The following is a 19,007-nucleotide window of genomic DNA, read 5'->3' as shown; positions in this document are numbered from 1 at the left end:
GTCTCAGCGGCGAGTCACCAGGGCAACGCCCAGTGCAGCCAGGACAAAGCCGGTAATGGTGAACATATTCAAGCGCTCGCCGAAGAGAAAATAGGCGAGAACGGCAGTGACCGATGGGGTGAGGTAGAACAGGCTCGCCACCCGNGTGGCGGCACCGCGGCGAATCAACAGATGCAGTAGGGATATGGCACCGATCGACAACACCAGGGCCAGCCAGAGCACGGCAAAGACGAAGGACCCATTCCATTCAATTCGCCAGTGCTCGAACAGCGCCGCCACCGGCAGCACGGCGAGCGCCGCTGCGGCGAATTGCACCGCCGAGCCGGTGATCAGGTTCATGCCGCTGCCATGCCGCTTCTGGTAAAGGGTAGCGGCGGTGATCGCCAACAGGGCGACGAAAGCGGCGGCGAAGCCGCCCACCGAGGCGTGGCTGAAGTCGATGCTGGGACCAACGACGAAGCCGACGCCGGCCAGGCCGAGGGCGAGACCGATCCAGCCAGTCCGGCTGAGCCGCTCATGCAAATAAAGCCGACCGAGCGCTGCCGTCAGCAACGGCTGCAAGCCGACGATGAGGGCGGCCACACCCGCCGGCACCCCGGTCTTGATAGCGAAGAAGACCCCCCANAGGTAGAAGCCGTGCAGCAGGATGCCTACGAAGGCGAGCCGGCCGAGATCTGCCGGTCGCCGCGGCCACGGCGCGCTGGTGGCGACCGCCGCCGTGGCGAGCACCGGGATGACGACGGCAAAGCGAATCAGCAAGAAGGTGAAGGGTTCGGCATAGGGCAGACCGTATTTGGCGCCGATAAAGCCGGTACTCCACAACAGCACGAACAGCGCCGGGACCAGGGATGCCGGCACGATACGCATGGAATCGAGCTTGGGAGCAGTCAAATGCATCATGATATCCTGATCATCTACTCCGCACCCTAAGGCTGTCGCCTTCGATGGCGCAACCGGATAAAAGAACAGCGAATCCTCTGAAGGGGAAGGGTATGACTGCCCCCAAGAACACAGGCGATATGGCTGGCGCAACTGCCGCGGAATTGGCGCCGCAGCGCCAGGAAGCGCGACTGCCCATTTCCGTGGTGGTGATTTTAGCGCTGCTGTTGATCGCCGCCGCGGCCTACACCGGATACTGGATGGTGGCGGCGGCGCAGCTGGAAACGAGCCTCGCGGGTTGGATCGACGAACGCCAGGGGGAGGGCTACCGCGTCGACCATGGCGCCATCACCAATTCCGGCTTCCCGCGATGGGTGCGGTTGAATATCGCCGGGGCGGAGATCGCGGCCCCGATGGGGTGGGGCTGGAAAACGCCGGGCCTCAGCATCGAGGCCGATCCGCTGGCGCCGCGCGAGCTTCGGTTCAACCTGTTTGGGCAACAGGACGTGCGATTGCCACCGGGTTGGGGTGCCGATCATCTGACGGCGCAGGCCGAGCGTCTGAGCGCCGAACTCGATCCCACGTATGGCACGCCGGTGGGCAGCCTCATCGCAGACAAACTGACGCTGCGTTTCGATAGCGCGGCGGCGGAGGGCGACGCCGCACACGTCCGCAGCCTTGAGCTTATTGCGGCCCCTGTCGCCACCAACCCGCCGTCTGCGCCACTTGCCGCTGCTGCCAGCAGCCGCCTCTACTCCGTCTCCCTCGCCGATCTGGTGCTGCCTGTCGAAAGCCAATGGCCCCTCGGCAACCGGATTGCGCAGCTTGCCTTCACGGCGCAGATGAAGGGCGATCTGGATGGTGGACAGTGGCCGGCGGCGCTGGTGCGCTGGCGTGACGACGGCGGCACGATCGAAATCAACAACTTGACCCTCGCCTATGCGTCCCTCGTTGCCAGCGGCGATGGCACCATCGCCCTCGATCGGGCGGGCGACCCAATCGCCGCCTTTTCCTTGCGGGTAAACGGACTGCCGGAGATACTACGCCAATTGGCCGACAAGGGGTGATTTCACCAATGGTAGCGGCGGGGGCGTCCTTGGTCTTTCGTCCGGCGAAGGGGCGGGACAAAACGGGGGCGGCAGCAGCCGGCGCCGCCCCGCTCAGCGTTCCGGCGAGCGTGCAGGATCGCAAGCTCTATATCGGTCCCTTGGCTATCGCCCGGATGCCGTCGCCGCCGTGGGTGCCGCTGCCCGCGCCGCCGCCCGCAGCTGCTCCGTAAGCCGAGCGATGGGCACGCTGTTCCGTCGCCGTTCCGCCGTCGCCGGTCTGCATCGCCGGAAACAGGGGGCGCCGCCGCGGCACGGTTGGCGGATCGCTCTGATGGCGATGCTGGCGTTGCTTATGGTTTCCCTGGCCTGCGCCTGCCAGGCGCAATCAGCGACAGAACGCGCACCAGGGAGTGCCGCCGGCCAGTGTCTCGTCGCCAGCCGGCAGATGACCGATCCGCACTTCGCCAGGACCATCATTTATATGGTGGCGCACGATGGCGAGGGGCGCCTTCGGCGTGGTGGTCAATCGCCGCTTGCGCCAAGGATCGCTGCAGATGTTGCTGGATGCCGGCAACATTCCGCCACCGCCGGCGGCCGCGTCCATACGCCTCTATGCGGGTGGTCCGGTGCAACCACAGCGCGCCTTCGTGCTGCATTCGGCGGATTATTCCGGCGACAGCACGATTGCCCTCGGCGACAGCCTGGCATTTTCCACTGGCCCCGATGTGTTTGAGGCTCTCGGCACTCGTCGTGGTCCCAAGAACGCATTGGTGATCCTGGGCTATGCCGGCTGGGCGCCCGGGCAACTGGACAGCGAAATCGCGCGCGGCGACTGGCTGCTGGCGCCGGCAAAAGCGCCCTACATCTTCGACGATGACCCGGATACCGCCTGGGAGCGGGTGCTCGCAGTGGCCGGCATTCCGCTTTAGGTCGCACTTGATCCCGCAGCGGCTGGCTGGGCGCTGAATACCGCGCGGTGCCGTCACCGCGTCGCTATGTCATTGGCTGTGGCCTCGCATTTGCCCCGCGAAAGCGTCATCATCGCTGCCGGGAAATCACCTTGGCGTACTCATCCGGGTCGCGGTGCCAGGATCTCCGTGCGCTTGGGGACTGCTTACGCTGGCGTTGAGCAAGGATGGGATCGTGGTGGACGAAGCGTCGCGTGCTCCTGAACCGGAGGCCGATCAACCAGGCAAGCGGCCGCGGCGGTTACGCGTCTGGCTGATCGCCCTTGCGCTGATAGCGGCGGTAGTCGGCGGCCTGGTAATCCTGATCGACCACGCCCCGGACTATCTCGCCCGCTATTTGGCACGCAACTATTTCCAGGGCCTTAACATCGATACGAGCGGTGTCGAGACCATCGATATCAGCCCGTTGCAGGGCGAAGTGAACTTCGGCCCGGTGACCTTCCGCGGCGCCGGCAGCGAGGCGGGAGAGGTAGGGCGTCTTGGCCTGAAGATCGATGTGAGGCGGCTGTTTCATAGGCAGGCGCTGCTTGAGGCGGTGGTGGTCGAAGGGATTCGCATCGACATCCATCAGGCGGCCAACGGAGAGATCAGCATCAACGGTATCCCGCTCACCCGCATCCTTGCTGAACAGGCAGCACAGCGGTCCAGGGAGCCGGCGCCGCAACCAACGCCGCAACCAACGCCATCTATGCCGCCGTCGATCGCCGAGCGCCTGCCCTGGGGCGCCGGGCTGGACCGGTTGCAGCTACGCGACAGCCGGATTGTCTTCACGAGCAGCCGCGGTGGCCAGGCGACGATCGAGGTAAAAACCCTCGACCTGGAAGGCTTCGCTACCTGGGCACCCGATGACCCGGGGCGGTTTCGCCTTGATGGCGCTCTCAACCGCATTCACATCGCCATGACCGGTACGGCCACGCCCTTTGCCACCAGTATCGCGATGGATGCGAAGCTCGACATCACCGGCATCGAACTGGCGAAAATCGAGGAGTTTGCCGGTCCCTTAGCCTTCAATCCGAACGCCGGAAGCGCCGACGTCACGGTAGAAAGCAAGGGATCGGTGATAACCGCCGACGGGCGGATCGAAGCACAATTGCAGGGGCAGGCGAAGCTGAACGGGATCGATCTGGCGAGTCCCGACTTCGGCGCCCTTCGCCTTGCCCATGCGACCGTCGGCCTGAACGACGTGCGATTGAATGCCGATGCCAACGGCAGGGTCGATGTGGCTGGTGACGCCTCGATCGACCTCAGCACCCTGGGACTGCGCCTGGATGATGGCACCGAGGTTGGTGCCGACAAGGCGACGATCGGCTTGCCGGCATTCGCGGTTTCTGTACCCGTGCGGGCCGCGCCCACCTTCGCGATTACGCCGCAGCTCGATGTTCAGGCACTGCGTCTTGGCGGTCCCAGCATCCAAGGGACGTTAGCGATGGTGGGGGTACGTCTTTCCACTTTCGTGCTCGACCTTGTGGCGGACGGCACGCCGTTGACGGCAACCGGCTCGGTCACCGCAAGCGATATCAATCTCACGGTGCCGGATGATGCGGAGCCTATCGACATCAGCCTCTCGGCGCTGCAAAGCAGCCTGGATGCGGCTCGCTTCTCCTTCCCGGCCGACAGTACCCGCATCGACGGCGCGTTCAGCATCGACGCGGCCAATCCCCTGGTTACCATACGGGCGGCGGCGAAGGNNCAGGGTAGCACGCAGCCGCCGATGCGCTTCGGCGCTGCTTCCCTGGTGGGAACGCTGCCCACCCTCGCCGTTGATGCCGGTACGGATACGAAGCTGAAGATCAGCGCGCCCGCGCTCGATCTGGATCGCTTTCAGATGCAGCTGCCGCTGGCGGCGGGCTCCGATCTGCAACTACGAACCGGGCCGCTGCAGTTGAAATCGGTGGGGGTCGACCTGACCCAGGGCGACAGCATGCGGGTCGGCGGTCGTCTCCGGCTGTCCTCACCTGAACTCGCGATTGCCCTGCGTGAAGCGACGAGAGAGGGCCGCACCACTACCAACGTCGATCTCCGCCGCCTAGCCCTCGATCTTGCTGATTTCAGTTATCGAGAGGCAGGCCCGGTGAGCGGCTTGGCGATGAAGGGGCGGCTGGCGAGTGAGCGGATCGAGGCGCGGATCGGCGGCGCACGCCGTGATCTGGCGCAGGCGGTCGATTTGGCCGACCTCGATCTCGCTATCCACGAGTTGGCAATGGAAGAGGGCGGGCGTGCCCCGGAACCGATGCTCGCCCGTCTCGACCTGGGGTTCCGCTCGCTGGAGGCGGTGCTGCCGGGAGACACGCTGCCGATGACTGCCCGCGTCCATGATCTGCGGCTGGTGGATGCCGAGGTCGACGTCGCCGATCCGGGGTGCCTACGGCTTCGATCGCCTGGCGATCGGCGGCTTCGATGTGTCGCTGACCCGACGCGCCGCAGCGGCGCAAAGTGAGCAGGCAGCAGCGTCGTCACCGCCAGCGACGGCGGAGGCGAAAGCGAAAGATNNGCCGCACCGCGCACCTGGCCGCCGGCGGGGCTGCCGGCGATCCGGATTGGCCAGATGGGTCTGCTCGAAAGCAGTACGATCTCGATGCTCGATCAGACCCTCTCGCCGCCGGCGATTGCGACGATCCACGTGGACACGCTTTCGCTCTCGAATGTGGACAGCAGCAATCCCTCGGCTCGTACCGACCTGCGGTTGAAGGCGCGCCTCGACGACGCGCTGATTATGGTGGATGGCTGGGCGCTGCCCTTCAAGTCACGCCCGGATTTCAACATTCAGGCGAAGGTCAACGAACTGGCACTGCCGGCGGTCAATCCCTATCTGGCGCCGCAGGTGGGCCTCGACATCACCGCTGGCAAGCTGATGGTCGATGCGGAAGGCAAGGCCGAGGGCGGGCAGCTCACCGGCGAACTGCGCCCCACCGTCGCCGGGCTGCGCTTCGCCGATCGCGCCGGAGCTGGCGGTGACCAGGTGTCCAAGTCCATCGGCATGCCGTTGAGCACGATCATCGGCCTGCTCGAAGATGCGGACGGGACGATTGCCCTGACCCTGCCGGTGGAAGGCGACCTGCTGTCGCCTGACTTCGATTATTCGAGCGTCATCTGGTCCGGACTCTACCGCGTGTTGCGCGCCCTGATCACCTCGCCATTCAAACTCGTCTCCGCCTCGGTTTCGCTGCTCTCAGCCGGCGATGTCGGTGCAGGCGAGGCCGCCGCGGCGGCGGGATCGCCGATGTTGGCACCTCTGGCCTTTGCTCCGGGTGGAACTGACCTCATTTCTTCGGCCCACGAGGCGATCGTCGGCCTGCGGCAGATGTTGAAGGACCGGCCGCGCATGCGGCTGACGCTATGCGGCGTTGCCACCAGCCAGGATCTCGATCAGCTGATCGGCGATGTCCGTGGGCGCGAGCGCGAGATGGCGACGGCCAAGGCGCTGCCACGGCTGCCGGAACTGGCACGCGCGCGCATGACCCAGGTTCGCGATGCGCTGACCGAAGGCGGCGGCGCCGATCGTCGGGGGCGGGTGCCGTTGTGTTCGGAACCGCGGGTGGCCCCGTCCGATCCGGGCGCTCCGCGGGTCGAACTCGGGTTCTAGGAGCCTTGCCGCGAGGCGAAGCGCCTAGAGACGGTGCGACGTGCCGCCGACCTGCTGGCACAATCATTCAGGCGCGTTCTATAGGAATGTGAAAGAACAAGGCGAGGGATGCATCGATGTGCCCGCGTTTAAGGAACTGGATGGCACTGCGCCGCTGTTGCACAACCTTGAGGCGGTCCGCCGGTGCCGTGAGCGCCCAAGGCATGATTATCGCGCTTCTTGTCGCCCTGGCGAGCGTGGCGGCGAGCGCGGAGGAACTGCCGCCGACACTCACCGAGACAAATTTAACTCTAGGCGAGCCGGCAACGGTGGTTGTGGCCAATCGCCCTATTGTCGAACTCAGGGCCCAGATGGGCGCGATGACGCCCGAACGTCGGGTTGAGGGGATCGAGCGGCGGATCGCCAACCTCCCCCTGGATACGCCTATTGACAAAATCGGCATGCAGCCCGGGACGATGGGACGATTGAGCGGCTACTGGATTGACGTTGATGGGCAACGGCTGCTCGGACTGGCAAACGAGGATCTGGACCTCGATTCCGCCCAGACGCTGGAACAACTGGCGCAGCAGACGGTGGTACAGCTCCGGGAGGCGTTGCGGGCGCGCTCGGACCAGCAGCGATTGCCGGTTTTACTGCGCGCTGCAGTATTCACCCTGTTCGCAACCGCACTGTTCGTGTTGGTGCTTTGGGGTGTCGGCCTGCTGCGCAGCCGATCGTTGCAGGCGCTTGCCAAGCGACGCTCGGTTCGACCGGTCGAGGTGCGGGGAATTAATCTTCGTCCTTACCTCCGCGCTTTCGAGGAAGGCGGGATCAAGCTGACGGCGCTCGGTAGCGGGCTCGTCGCCGCTTATCTGTGGATCACCTTTGTGCTGCTGCAATTCCCTTNNTACAGTTATCCCTGGGGAGAGGGACTGGGAAAGTGGCTCGGTGGCCTGATCAGAAACCTGGGGCTAGGCGTTCTGCATGCCATCCCTGGCTTCTTTACCGTGATTATCATCTTTCTCGCCACCCGGTTGATCGTCCAGGTGGTGGATCGGTTTTTTCGCAGCGTCGAGGCAGGCTGGCTCAGAGTGCGGTGGTTGGAGGCGGAGACAGCGCGAGCGACGCGTCGGCTGGCGATCGTGCTGATCTGGATCTTTGCCATCACCGTTGCCTTTCCTTACATCCCCGGCTCACATTCGGACGCTTTCAAAGGCGTGAGTGTGCTCGTGGGCCTGATGATTTCCCTGGGTTCGGCCGGTTTCGTCAATCAGCTGATGAGCGGCCTCGTCATCGTCTATGCGCGGGCATTCAAAACGGGCGAATTTGTTCAGGTTGCCGACAGCGAGGGGACGATCACCGAGGTGGGCATGCTGTCTACGAAGCTGGTCACCCCGTTTCAGCGCGAGATCACCATCCCCAACGCGGTTCTCGTCACCTCAAAAGTGACCAACTACTCGCGGCTGGCCACTGCCGCGACGGGCGCGATCGTTACCACCGAGGTGACGATCGGTTACGACACCCCCTGGCGACAGGTGCATGCGATGCTGCAGATGGCGGCGGAACGGACGTCTCTCGTGCGTCAGGAGCCGAAGCCGGTGGTGATCCAGACCGCCTTGAGCGACTTCTACGTCGGCTATCAGTTGCTGGTCAGCATCGACGCGCCGGAAAACAAACGCAAGGTGTTGTCGGAGTTGCACGCCAACATTCAGGATGTGTTCAACGAGTATGGTGTGCAGATCATGTCGCCAAACTTCGAAGATCAGCCGCCGGAAAAGATCTACGTTCCGAAGGAGGCGTGGTTTGCCGCGCCGGCCAAAGACCCGGAAAACGAGAGTAAACGAGCAAACCGGGTATAGTCAGCGGCTCAAACCCTCTGGTATAGGGTCACACAAGCTTATCTAGCACGGGCTTCAAACGGGTTTCAGTTCGCTGCGCAAAAGGGAGACATCAAGATGGCAACGATACGTCTAGCCGGGACGGCACGGCTGCTTACGGCCATTTCACTCGCGGCATTGGCGGCGTGTTCAAGTTACGGCTCGGGCGGCGACGCGCCGCCACCGCCGGCCGATACCAGCATTCCGCCGCGCGGCACCGGTGTGTTTGCCGATAACGTGATTGAGGGCGAGGCGACGATCGTCACTCTCGACCGCGGCACCCGTCTGGTGACCCTGCGCAACGACGAGGGTGAAGTAACGACGGTGAAGGCACCGGCCGATGCCGATCTCAGCCGGGTCAAGACCGGTGACCGGGTGGCTGTGGCTTACTATGAGTCGCTTGCCATCAACCTGGCCGATCCGAACACCCCACTCGGTGCCACGGGATCGGTAGTAACCGAGCGCGCCGCCCCCAGTCAGTTGCCCGGCCGCGCCGTCGGCGAAACAACGGTCATCACGGCCGAGGTCACCGCGATCGATCTCAATCGGAACACCGTGACTATTCGCGGCCCTGAAGGAAACCCGCGGACGATCCACGTCACCAATCCCGAATTGCAACCGCGACTGCGGAACCTGCACGTCGGCGACGTGCTCCAGTTCACCTACACCGAAGCGGTGGCCATCCGTATCCTGCCGCGCAGTTAGGTCGAGCATCCACCGCATCCACCGGAGCCCGACCGTACGGTGGGGCTCCGGTCGGTCCTCTGTCGCTGGCGACAGGTGATCGCCGCGTCAGCCCATGGCAACGTTGTCGATGAGCCGGGTACGACCCAGCCAGGCAGCGACCAACACCCGGCCGGGTCTGGACGGCCCGGCCCATGGCTGCAAGGTCTCGGCATCGCGAACGGTCAGGTAGTCGATCCTGGCGAAACCGGCGGCGCGGAGCTCCACGCACATCTGCGCCGCGATCCGCTCCGCCTCAGCGGCATCACCCGCCGCTGCCACCTGCCGCAGCGCCGCGTTCAATCGGGGTGCTACCTGGCGTTCCGCCGCCGTCAGATAGGCGTTGCGTGAGGAGAGGGCGAGGCCATCGGTTTCGCGTACCGTCAGCGCGCTTTCGATCCGCACCGGGATGAACAGATCGGCGACCATCCGGCGGATCACCTGCAGCTGCTGATAATCCTTCTCGCCAAACACCGCCACATCGGGAAGCGACTGCAGCAACAGCTTGGTGACCACGGTGGCGACGCCAGTAAAGAATCCCGGACGAAACTCACCTTCCAACAAATCGCCCAGCTGCGGCACGCTTACGCGGGTGACCGAGTGGGTCGGATACATCTCTTCCGTCGGCGGGGCATAGAGGATGTGCGCACCAAGGTCGGAGAGCTTGGTTGCATCGGCATGCTCATCACGTGGGTAGACGGAAAAGTCTTCGTTGGGGCCGAACTGCGTCGGATTGACGAATAGGGTCACGCAGGTACGATCGGCCAGCTGCATCGCCCGGCGCACCAGGTCCAGATGGCCGGCATGGAGGGCACCCATGGTAGGGACGAGGGAAACGCTAAGCCCGACGCGGCGCCATCCGCGCAGCACATCGCCTAGATCGTCCGCGGTTCGTACGATTGGNGATTGTCGCAGGTTCTGCCATGGCGCAATTGCTCACGAGGCGGTGGAGCCCGGCGCCTTGACGCCGAAGCAATGTTCAAGGGCGGGGAAGCGGCGGGCGCGCACGTCGTCGGCATAGGATCGGGTTGCCGCGGCGAGACCGTTGCCCAACTCGGCGTAGCGGCGGACGAATTTCGGTTTGAACGCGGCGAAGAGGCCGACCACGTCCTCGGTGACCAGGATTTGGCCGTCGCAGGCGGGTGACGCGCCGATGCCGATGGTGGGGATGGGGACGGTCTCGGTCACCTTACGGGCGAGCGGTTCGATGGTGCCTTCGATCACCATGGCGAAGGCGCCGGCGGCGGCGACGGCGTTGGCGTCGCGGAGGATCTGCGCCGCTTCATCCTCGGCGCGGCCAAAGGCGCGGAAGCCGCCTGCCGTGTTGACCGACTGCGGCATCAGCCCGATGTGACCGAGAACAGGAATGCCGCGTGCAGTCAGAAAGGCGATCGTTTCCGCCAGTTCCTCGCCACCTTCCATCTTGACGCCGGCGCAGCCGACGTCCTGCATTACTCGGGCGGCATTGCGAAAGGCAGTTTCTTTCGACTCCTGATAGCTGCCGAAGGGCATATCGACGATGACGCAGGCGCGCTGCGAGCCGCGCATCACAGCTTGGCCATGGGCGATCATCATATCGAGCGTGACGCCGACGGTGGTTTCCATGCCGTAGAGCACCATGCCCAGTGAATCGCCGACGAGGAGGAGGTCGACATGGTCATCGAGTAGCGCGGCGGTCGGCGCGGTATACGCGGTGAGGCTGACGATCGGCGTCGCACCCTTCATCGCCCGGATCTGCGGGACGGAAATGCGTTTCTGTCGATGGCTGACACTCAAAGTCGTCGTGCTCCCTAGCGAAGTGGCGCGCACTCTAGTGGTTGCGTGCAGCGCAGAAAAGGCGGAAGTGCGCGCATGTTGCAGCGCGCCGCCGTTACATGCGCTTTCTAAAAATGGGGGTGATTGTCGAAACTGGCAAAGACTGGTACGAGAGGCAGGTATGGACAATCGCCCATGCCGTGCGCGGCAGGGTGTGGGCAGGTAGGCGATGGTGGGCTCCAGTCAGCCGGAGACAATTGGCGCGGCAGCGACAGCAGCGCTGCTACCGTCCGCCGTGGGCATACTTCCGTCGCAGGCGCTCCGCGCGTTGACCTTGCAAGGCGTCATCCATAGCGAGACGCCAATCACCGACGCACAGGTACAGCCGGCGAGCCTTGATCTACGCCTTGGTGGTGTTGCCTATCGGATGCGGGCCAGTTTCCTGCCTGGACCAGACGCGACGGTTATGGAGCAGGTCGACGCCTTCAGCATGCATCGCTTCGATCTTGCCGACGGCGCCGTCCTGGAGAAGGGCTGCGTTTATATTGTACCGCTGCTGGAATCGCTCTGTCTGCCGCCGCACATGGTTGGCCTCGCCAATCCGAAGAGTTCAACCGGGCGGCTCGACGTCTTCACCCGGCTGATCACCGACCGTTCGGAGTATTTTGATCAGGTCGCCGCCGGCTATCACGGCCCGCTGTTTATCGAGATCAGCTCGCGGACATTTTCCATCGTCGTTCGGCGCGGGCTCTCCCTCAACCAGCTGCGGTTGCAGCAGGGAATGGCGATGCAGCGGGGCATCGGCGACGATGGCGGCCAGCCGCAACTCTACGGCGTGCCGCTGACCGTCGACCTCGCCGGCGACAGCCGCTCTCCGGTGGCCTATCGGGCTCACCACCACACGGACCTGCTCGATCTCAGCCGCATCGGCCACTACGATCCGGCTGAGTTCTGGGAGGTGGTGCGTCCCGATCGCCGCGGCCAGCTCGTCCTCAATCCCGGCGATTTTTATCTTCTCGCCTCGAAGGAGGCGGTGGCGGTGCCGGCGGATCAGGCGGCGGAGATGCGGCCCTATGATACTCACGTCGGCGAGTTTCGCGTCCATTACGCCGGCTTCTTCGATCCAGGATTTGGCGTCGCCGAAACCGGTGGCGATGGCTCGCGGGCGGTGCTGGAAATTCGCTCGTTCGAGGTGCCATTCGCCTTGCGCCATGGCCAGCTCATCGGTCGGCTGATTTACGAGCAGCTCACCGAACGCCCGGATAAGCTTTACGGCGCCACCATTGGTTCGGCCTACCCGCGCCAGGGACTAGCCCTGGCGAAACAGTTCCGTCGCGGCTAACCGATCGCCCTCGCGGCGATCGAATGGCCAACGATTACGGTTTCAGGAGAATGGCGACGGTCGGGCGAATGCGTTCGATGCATGTGGCGGCATCGGCATTGGCAAAGACGGCGTCACGAAAGGCCGCGGTATAGATGGCCGAGAGTCCCTCAACGCGCGGCTCCACCGGATCAAGACCGGCATCGATGACGATTTGACGCAGCGGTTCGATGAGTTCCTTGAGTTGTTTGGCGCAGCGTGCCTCCTGGTCGGCACTCCACAGCCAGCCATAGGCCGCACCTAGGCGCCGCAGCTGCAGTTGGGCAATGTCGAAGGCGAAGAACTGCGCCAGGACGGCGAGAACGCGCTCGATAGGGGACGTATCTTCCGGCAACGGCATTGCCTCAATGCCGGCGATCTGCTCGTCGTTGAGCGCAAGAACGAGTTCGGCAAGCAGATCCGCCTTGGTCCAGCCCTCGCGATAGATGAGCGCTGGGGAGATGCCGGCGTTTTGCGCAATTTCCCGCATGCCGACGCTATCGTAGCCTCGCTCGAGGAACAACTGCCGAGCGACGGCGAGAATGTGGTTGCGGCGTTGACCCCCTCATTGCCACGTCTGGCTCGATCAATCAGCTTCATCATAACACTTCGATCGATTGTGCGGACATTTTGACGGCATCAGCCCGTATCGGGCTTGCGCTGGGTGACAGAACGTCCCATAAACAGGTTTACGCGATCCCGACCCGTCTGGGTCGGCACTGACTTGGCGATTTGCTTTCGTCCGTCGTCTCCTGCTGAAGCAAGGGCGCAATGGTGGCGTCTCTCGCGAAAGAGGCTGCATATTGCCGTCGACGGCCGCAGTGAAGGTCATTGAAGGCGTCGACGTACAAGCGCATTTATCCCGCCCCGCGGCGTTCATTTCTGACGATCTGGCGTGTATCTCAGTATCCTGTTCTCCGACGTGATTGTCCGACCTGCTCGACGCTTTCGTGCGGACTCTAGCCTTCTCTAAGGGAGTCTGAAGCCGGGCGAGCCAGCTGCGGAGATCGCACATTGATGCCTGGAGCGGCCAGCATGACTCGGCCATGATCGACATACGGGCGCGGCATACTGAAAAGATTACTCGCCGTTCTTTGTGTTGCTAGACAACGCTCCACCTTAGCGGCACACGAATAACGTGCATGCCATCCTCCTCCAGCCAACTCCTGCGAAACGGCTGTCAGCAGCTCAACCTGCAAGCTGCTGCGGCAGTTTGGCGATCGGACCGATTAAGCGGCCGGAGCGATGAAGGCTTAGTGTGGTCCAGATGATTCACCTCCGTGTTTATTGCGACCCATCGGGTCGAAGCAACATCCTCGTTGTACGCCTGTCGTCACGGTTTGGTTCCCCGCCAAACCGTGACGCCAATCGATTGGTATGCAAAATCCGAAATATGCCTACAAAGTCAAGCGCGAAACACGTGTACTGATGCTAACAAACTCGTAATGTAGGAGTCAATTTACGACAATCACCCGTAATGGCAATTGCCGCGCGTAGATAGCTGATCCACCTTGACCCCTGATTGTTTGCTCACGCTGTCTGCGACCACCTAGCAGCAGTAAGGCGGATCGCCTTCTATCGGCAATCTCCACGTTCTTTCCGTTGCCTCCGCCCAGTTGCTTATTGGCATCATTCTTGAAAGCTCCTTGATTGAAGCTGTCGATCGTGCCGTCCCTGAGGCGATCGGTGTGGCGACAGGTGTAGACCACGGTACTGCAGCAGCAGTGACGGACCAGATTGGCACAACGGCGGTCAACAGACGGAGTGAGACGCAATGACGAAGAAGAAGGCCTACGAGATGGGGTTTCGTCACGTCGCGGATCTGGCTGCGATCAATCGGGTTGCCGAACTCATTCGCGACGATAACGACGACAATGACGCTCTGGTGTTGATGGAAGCATGGCGTGAAGGCGCGCTCGCGGCACGCGCACTCCTGGAGCGGGAAACAGCGACGCTGCAGTGATGCGGTCGGAATTAGCGGTAGGATCAAGCAGGCAGCCGCCTCGGCTGCAGCGCGTGACCTTGCACCGCCGCCCATCCAAGGCATGAAAGCCAGTTCAGCGCAGAGAAAAATGCCGCCGCTTGACCCGTGACGTTGTCCGGACCACTGTGCCGGCGTTCGCAATCACAGCATCGAGTGGGCCCGTGGGACGTTTATCGGTTCCGAAGGATCGCATCCGGATCGTCTTGCTTGAGGGGGTCCACGCCAACGCCGTGCGGAGTCTGACTCATGCAGGCTATCACAACGTCGTTGAACACAAGGGAGCGGTCGAGGGTGAGGCGCTGCGGCGATTGATCGCCGATGCCCACGTGATTGGCATTCGCTCGCAGACGCGGCTGACCGCAGATGTGCTCGCCACCGCCGAACGGCTGTTCTGCATCGGCTGCTTCTGCATCGGCACCAATCAAGTGGATCTGGCCGCGGCAAAGCTGCGCGGCGTGCCGGTTTTTAACGCCCCCTATTCCAACACCCGATCCGTCGCCGAACTGGTGCTGGGCGAGATCATCTTGCTCTTCCGCCGGGTGCCGGAAAAATCGGCACTGGTCCACGCGGGTATCTGGCGGAAAACGGCATCGGGGGCGCATGAAATCCGCGGTCGTGTTCTCGGCATCGTCGGCTATGGCCATATCGGCTCGCAGGTATCGGTGCTGGCAGAAGCGCTCGGAATGCAGGTGCGCTACTTCGACATCGAACCGAAGCTGGCACTGGGCAATGCCAAGCCGTGCGAGTCCCTGGACGAACTCCTCGGGGTGGCGGATGTGGTCAGCCTGCACGTGCCGGCGACGGCGCTGACCCGGAACATGATCGCAGCGGCCGAGTTGCAGCGGATGCGGCCGGGCGCGCTGCTGGTCAACGCGTCGCGCGGGTCGGTGGTCGAGGTACAGGCGTTGGCTGAGGCACTGCGTTGCGGCCAGGTGGGCGGCGCAGCGGTCGATGTCTTCCCGAGCGAGCCCTCGGGCAACGACGAGGCCTTTTCCAGTCCACTGCAGGGGCTTGCCAACGTCATCCTGACGCCGCATGTGGGCGGCTCCACTGAAGAAGCGCAGGCCAACATTGGTGCCGAGGTGGCGGAGAAACTGATCCGCTATTCCGACAACGGCTCGACCATCGGTGCGGTCAATTTTGTCGAGGTGGCACTACCGGGGCAGACCGGCGTCACCCGCTTCCTCCACATTCATCGTAACCTGCCGGGCGTGCTGATGGCGGTGAACGGGGTATTTTCCTCCCGTGGCCTTAACATCGCCGGACAATACCTGCGCACCGATGCGGAGGTCGGTTACGTGGTCAGTGACATCGATGGCGAACCGGAGGAAGGCGTGGGGATTCGGCGCGCCCTGGAAGCGATCGACGGGACAATTCGCGTCCGTTTCCTCTATTGACGTGGCGTCCAATTGAGGTGGTCGCCCACTGAGGTGATCGCCCTGAACGGGGAATTATTGGGCGATTCTCCGGGGCAGATCTGTAGCTTGGTCGATGCCTGGGGCTAAAGGGCTCCCGGTTCGGAGGCGTACCGTTCTGGGCGGTGGCACCGCACGGGCGAGTGGCTATATATGGGTGCAGGCGCTTCGTCTGCGGTGTGGCCGTAGTGGGCAGGTGGTTTGATGCCGCCCGGTGGGACGGGGGCGGTTCGATCTACGGACAGGCCAGACAATATTGTTGACAACCGCAAACCAGCCATGTCTTTTTCCACGTCAGGATTGTTGCGGGGTTCACTGCTGGGCTTGCTGGAGCGTGTCCAAGCCCACTTTGATGAAGGTGTAAGGCGTTGCGACACGATCGTGGCACGAACAGGCAGTGGTGGCGGACCGGGCAGAGCGCCCCGGCCACGACGGCTGTCGCCTGCACTGTCCGCATTCTTCGTCCGCACCTGGGCTTCGGGGCCCTTCGACTTACTTGCCCCTGAACACGCGTTTGGCCGCCTGAGGCGGGCGGCGAGGGCTAGTTCAGGGGATAAGACCATCTCGACGCGATGACCCCTTTGCGCTAAGGACGGACTCCATGACACCGCATCCCGATGCCAACCGCATCACGATATTCGATACCACCCTGCGCGACGGCGAGCAGTCGCCAGGCGCGTCGATGAACCTGGAAGAGAAGATCCGCATTGCCCAGGTGCTCGAGGAAATGGGCGTTGACGTGATCGAAGCCGGCTTTCCGGCTGCTTCCAACGGCGACTTCGAGGCCGTACGCGAGATTGCCAAGACGATCACGACTTCGGTGGTCTGCGGCCTGAGCAGGGCGACCAAGAATGACATCGAACGCGTCGCCGAGGCGATTGCGCCGGCGCCGCGTGGTCGCATCCACACGTTCATCTCCACCAGTCCGCTGCACATGAAGTACAAGCTGCAACTGGAGCCGGCGGACGTCTACCAGCGGGTGATCGACAGCGTTACCTATGCGCGACGCTTCACCGACGACGTGGAGTGGTCGTGCGAGGATGGCTCCCGCTCGGAGCACGACTTTCTCTGTCGCTGCATTGAAGCGGCGATCGATGCCGGTGCGCGGACGATCAACGTTCCCGATACAGTTGGCTACGCCATCCCGGACGAGTTCGCGGCACTGATCAGCATGATCCGCAATCGCGTTCCCAACATCGACAAGGCGGTGATTTCGGTGCACTGCCACAACGACCTGGGGCTGGCGGTGGCCAATTCACTGGCGGCGGTGGGCGCCGGCGCACGTCAGGTGGAATGTACGATCAACGGGCTCGGCGAACGCGCCGGCAATGCGGCGATGGAAGAGATCGTCATGGCACTGCGCACCCGCCATGACCGGATGCCCTTCCATTCCGGCGTCAAGAGCGAGACGATCATGCGCGCCTCGCGTCTGGTCTCGGCGATTACCGGCTTCGTCGTCCAGCCCAACAAGGCGATCGTCGGCGCCAATGCCTTTGCCCATGAGTCGGGCATTCACCAGGACGGCATGCTGAAGCACGCCGGCACCTACGAGATTATGACGCCGGAGTCGGTGGGGCTGTCGCGATCGAAGCTGGTGCTGGGCAAGCATTCCGGCCGCCACGCCTTTCGTGAAAAGCTGAAGGACCTGAACTACGAGCTGGGTGACAACGCCCTGGAAGATGCATTTCGCCGCTTCAAGGAACTGGCGGACATCAAGAAGGACGTGTTCGACGAAGACATTGTTGCGCTGGTGGACGACCAACTGGGGCGCAGCAACGATCGGATCAAGCTGGTGGCGCTGGAACTGGAGTGCGGAACGCGGAAGTCGCGGGCGAGGCTGACCCTGACAGTTGACGGGGAAGAGCGCGCCTGTGAGGCAGCAGGGGATGGTCCGGTGGACTCCGCCTTCCAGGGCATCAAGAAGCTCTTTGCCAGCGAAGCGCGGCTGCAGTTGTTTCAGGTCCACGCAGTCACCGGCGGCACAGACGCACAGGCGGAAGTGACCGTGCGGCTGGAAGAGAATGGTCGGACGGTAAACGGGCAGGGGGCGGATACCGATACCATGGTCGCTTCGGTGAAAGCTTACCTGCATGCTCTGAATAAGCTGTTGGTCAAGCGGGAAAAGCGGGCGCCGCAGGCACTCTCCGCCTGATCTCGCCGGACTTCGGCACGCAAATTCACCTGCCCGGATGGGCCATGGCCGGACCTCGAGCGCGTTCTCGTTCGGGGTCCGGAGACCGGGGCTCGCTCCGCGTTCGTGTTAACCCGAGTGAGGCAGAATGTTTTCACGCCTGTTTGGTTTTCTCTCCGCCGACATGGCGATCGACCTTGGAACGGCCAACACTCTGGTCTACGTCAAGGGCAAGGGGGTCGTTCTCAACGAGCCATCCGTGGTCGCCATCCTGAACAGCAAGGGGCGTAATCAGGTGCTCGCTGTCGGCGAGGACGCGAAGATGATGCTTGGGCGAACCCCGGGTAATATTCAGGCGATCCGACCGCTTCGCGACGGCGTTATCGCCGATTTCGAAGTCGCTGAAGAAATGATCAAGTACTTTATTCGCAAGGTGCATAACCGGCGCAGCTTCGCCAGTCCCTTGTGTATCGTTTGCGTCCCCTCCGGCTCGACGCCGGTCGAGCGACGGGCGATCCAGGATGCGGCGGAAAATGCCGGTGCCAGGCGGGTGTCGCTGATCGAGGAGCCGATGGCGGCGGCTATTGGCGCCGGTCTGCCGGTCACCGAGCCCACCGGATCGATGGTGGTCGATATCGGTGGCGGTACCACCGAGGTGGCCGTGTTGTCGTTGGGCGGGATCGTCTATTCCAAGTCGGTGCGGGTCGGTGGCGACAAGATGGACGAGGCGATCATCGCCTACATCCGCCGCAACCATAATCTGCTCGTCGGCGAAAGCACCGCCGAACGGATCAAGGAAGGGATCGGCTCCGCCTGTCCGCCGGAAGATGGTGACGGCCGGATAATGGAGGTCAAGGGCCGTGATCTGATGAACGGCGTGCCGAAAGAACTGGTGATCAGCGAACGGGAAATTTCCGAGAGCCTTGCCGAGCCGGTGAGTGCCATCATCGACGCGGTCAAAGTGGCGTTGGAGCACACGGCGCCAGAACTGGCCGCCGATATCGTCGACAAGGGAATTGTGTTGACCGGTGGTGGCGCTCTGCTCACCAACATCGACTTCGTCCTTCGCCATGCCACCGGCCTGCCGGTCACTATTGCCGACGATCCGCTGTCATGCGTTGCCCTCGGCACCGGCCGCGTGCTCGAGGAAATGAAGAAAATGCGCAATGTGCTCAGTACGATGTACTGAGCCACGATTTTCTTGTTACACTCCTTGCCGGCTCGAAGGGATTTGGGGGCATTGCTTCGATTGATCGCGCGTGTTGCGCAAACGTTGAACTCCCGCCCCTAACCTGATCAAGAAC

At 63.1% G+C, this 19,007-nt stretch carries 14 protein-coding genes and 1 pseudogene; 11 read left to right on the top strand and 4 right to left on the bottom strand.

Annotated elements, in window-relative coordinates; translation table 11 throughout:
• Positions 1-3: 3 nt before the first annotated feature.
• Positions 4-867, bottom strand: a complete 864-nt coding sequence (locus tag HQ394_RS06395; protein WP_190263153.1) for a DMT family transporter — start codon at positions 865-867, stop codon at positions 4-6.
• 152 nt (positions 868-1,019) lie between these two features.
• On the opposite strand from HQ394_RS06395, the gene HQ394_RS06390 reads away from it, so the two are divergent.
• The 6 genes and pseudogenes from HQ394_RS06390 (at position 1,020) to HQ394_RS06365 (ending at position 9,040) form a co-directional block, all read left to right on the top strand.
• On the top strand, positions 1,020-1,946 hold the full coding sequence (locus HQ394_RS06390) for a DUF2125 domain-containing protein (protein ID WP_190262576.1): 927 nt from the start codon (positions 1,020-1,022) through the stop codon (positions 1,944-1,946).
• Positions 1,947-2,422: 476 nt separating this feature from the next.
• The gene (locus tag HQ394_RS06385) at positions 2,423-2,857 is read left to right on the top strand and encodes a YqgE/AlgH family protein (protein WP_223291899.1); all 435 of its coding nucleotides are present in this window, start codon (positions 2,423-2,425) and stop codon (positions 2,855-2,857) included.
• A 154-nt stretch (positions 2,858-3,011) separates the two neighbouring features.
• Positions 3,012-5,333, top strand: a complete 2,322-nt coding sequence (locus tag HQ394_RS21070) for a DUF748 domain-containing protein (RefSeq protein WP_456151492.1) — start codon at positions 3,012-3,014, stop codon at positions 5,331-5,333.
• Positions 5,334-5,399: 66 nt separating this feature from the next.
• Positions 5,400-6,479, top strand: a pseudogene (locus tag HQ394_RS06375) (DUF748 domain-containing protein); the annotation flags it as partial.
• Between the two features lie 116 nt (positions 6,480-6,595).
• Entirely contained in the window at positions 6,596-8,317 is a 1,722-nt protein-coding gene (locus tag HQ394_RS06370; protein ID WP_456151491.1) for a mechanosensitive ion channel family protein, read from the top strand.
• Positions 8,318-8,413: 96 nt separating this feature from the next.
• Positions 8,414-9,040 (top strand): hypothetical protein, encoded by a 627-nt coding sequence (locus tag HQ394_RS06365; RefSeq protein ID WP_190262572.1) that lies wholly within the window; start codon positions 8,414-8,416, stop codon positions 9,038-9,040.
• Between the two features lie 87 nt (positions 9,041-9,127).
• Here the strand turns inward: HQ394_RS06365 and panC are convergent, their stop codons facing one another.
• Together panC and panB are read right to left on the bottom strand one after the other, a co-directional pair.
• Complete coding sequence (gene panC / locus HQ394_RS06360; RefSeq protein ID WP_317629033.1) at positions 9,128-9,958, bottom strand: pantoate--beta-alanine ligase; 831 nt, start codon at positions 9,956-9,958, stop codon at positions 9,128-9,130.
• A gap of 36 nt (positions 9,959-9,994) precedes the next feature.
• Entirely contained in the window at positions 9,995-10,834 is an 840-nt protein-coding gene (panB, locus tag HQ394_RS06355; RefSeq protein ID WP_190262571.1) for a 3-methyl-2-oxobutanoate hydroxymethyltransferase, read from the bottom strand.
• 208 nt (positions 10,835-11,042) lie between these two features.
• Between panB and HQ394_RS06350 the strand changes: the two genes are divergently transcribed.
• Complete coding sequence (locus HQ394_RS06350) at positions 11,043-12,155, top strand: 2'-deoxycytidine 5'-triphosphate deaminase (RefSeq protein WP_190262570.1); 1,113 nt, start codon at positions 11,043-11,045, stop codon at positions 12,153-12,155.
• A 34-nt stretch (positions 12,156-12,189) separates the two neighbouring features.
• Here the strand turns inward: HQ394_RS06350 and HQ394_RS06345 are convergent, their stop codons facing one another.
• Positions 12,190-12,717, bottom strand: coding sequence for a TetR/AcrR family transcriptional regulator (locus HQ394_RS06345; RefSeq protein WP_223292046.1), 528 nt, complete (start codon positions 12,715-12,717; stop codon positions 12,190-12,192).
• 1,230 nt (positions 12,718-13,947) lie between these two features.
• Here HQ394_RS06345 and HQ394_RS06340 point away from each other — a divergent pair.
• The 4 genes from HQ394_RS06340 (at position 13,948) to HQ394_RS06325 (ending at position 18,892) form a co-directional block, all read left to right on the top strand.
• Positions 13,948-14,136, top strand: a complete 189-nt coding sequence (locus HQ394_RS06340; RefSeq protein ID WP_190262568.1) for a hypothetical protein — start codon at positions 13,948-13,950, stop codon at positions 14,134-14,136.
• A 182-nt stretch (positions 14,137-14,318) separates the two neighbouring features.
• Positions 14,319-15,554 (top strand): phosphoglycerate dehydrogenase, encoded by a 1,236-nt coding sequence (gene serA, locus HQ394_RS06335; protein WP_190262567.1) that lies wholly within the window; start codon positions 14,319-14,321, stop codon positions 15,552-15,554.
• Between the two features lie 619 nt (positions 15,555-16,173).
• A complete protein-coding gene (locus HQ394_RS06330; RefSeq protein ID WP_190262566.1) occupies positions 16,174-17,724 on the top strand; it encodes a 2-isopropylmalate synthase in 1,551 nt (516 codons plus the stop codon).
• A gap of 127 nt (positions 17,725-17,851) precedes the next feature.
• On the top strand, positions 17,852-18,892 hold the full coding sequence (locus tag HQ394_RS06325) for a rod shape-determining protein (protein ID WP_190262565.1): 1,041 nt from the start codon (positions 17,852-17,854) through the stop codon (positions 18,890-18,892).
• The last annotated feature ends 115 nt before the right edge of the window (positions 18,893-19,007 follow it).

The sequence above is a fragment of the Defluviicoccus vanus genome, from assembly GCF_014672695.1.
GTDB lineage: Bacteria > Pseudomonadota > Alphaproteobacteria > Rhodospirillales > Defluviicoccaceae > Defluviicoccus > Defluviicoccus vanus.
This window is presented reverse-complemented; position numbering and strand designations above follow the sequence as displayed.

Excerpts from the sequence above, each read along its gene's own strand:
- HQ394_RS06390 (WP_190262576.1), top strand. The coding sequence starts at position 1,020 with ATGGCTGGCGCAACTGCCGCGGAATTGGCGCCGCAGCGCCAGGAAGCG.
- HQ394_RS06385 (WP_223291899.1), top strand. The coding sequence starts at position 2,423 with ATGGCGAGGGGCGCCTTCGGCGTGGTGGTCAATCGCCGCTTGCGCCAA.
- HQ394_RS06365 (WP_190262572.1), top strand. The coding sequence starts at position 8,414 with ATGGCAACGATACGTCTAGCCGGGACGGCACGGCTGCTTACGGCCATT.
- HQ394_RS06350 (WP_190262570.1), top strand. The coding sequence starts at position 11,043 with ATGGTGGGCTCCAGTCAGCCGGAGACAATTGGCGCGGCAGCGACAGCA.
- HQ394_RS06340 (WP_190262568.1), top strand. The coding sequence starts at position 13,948 with ATGACGAAGAAGAAGGCCTACGAGATGGGGTTTCGTCACGTCGCGGAT.
- HQ394_RS06330 (WP_190262566.1), top strand. The coding sequence starts at position 16,174 with ATGACACCGCATCCCGATGCCAACCGCATCACGATATTCGATACCACC.
- HQ394_RS06325 (WP_190262565.1), top strand. The coding sequence starts at position 17,852 with ATGTTTTCACGCCTGTTTGGTTTTCTCTCCGCCGACATGGCGATCGAC.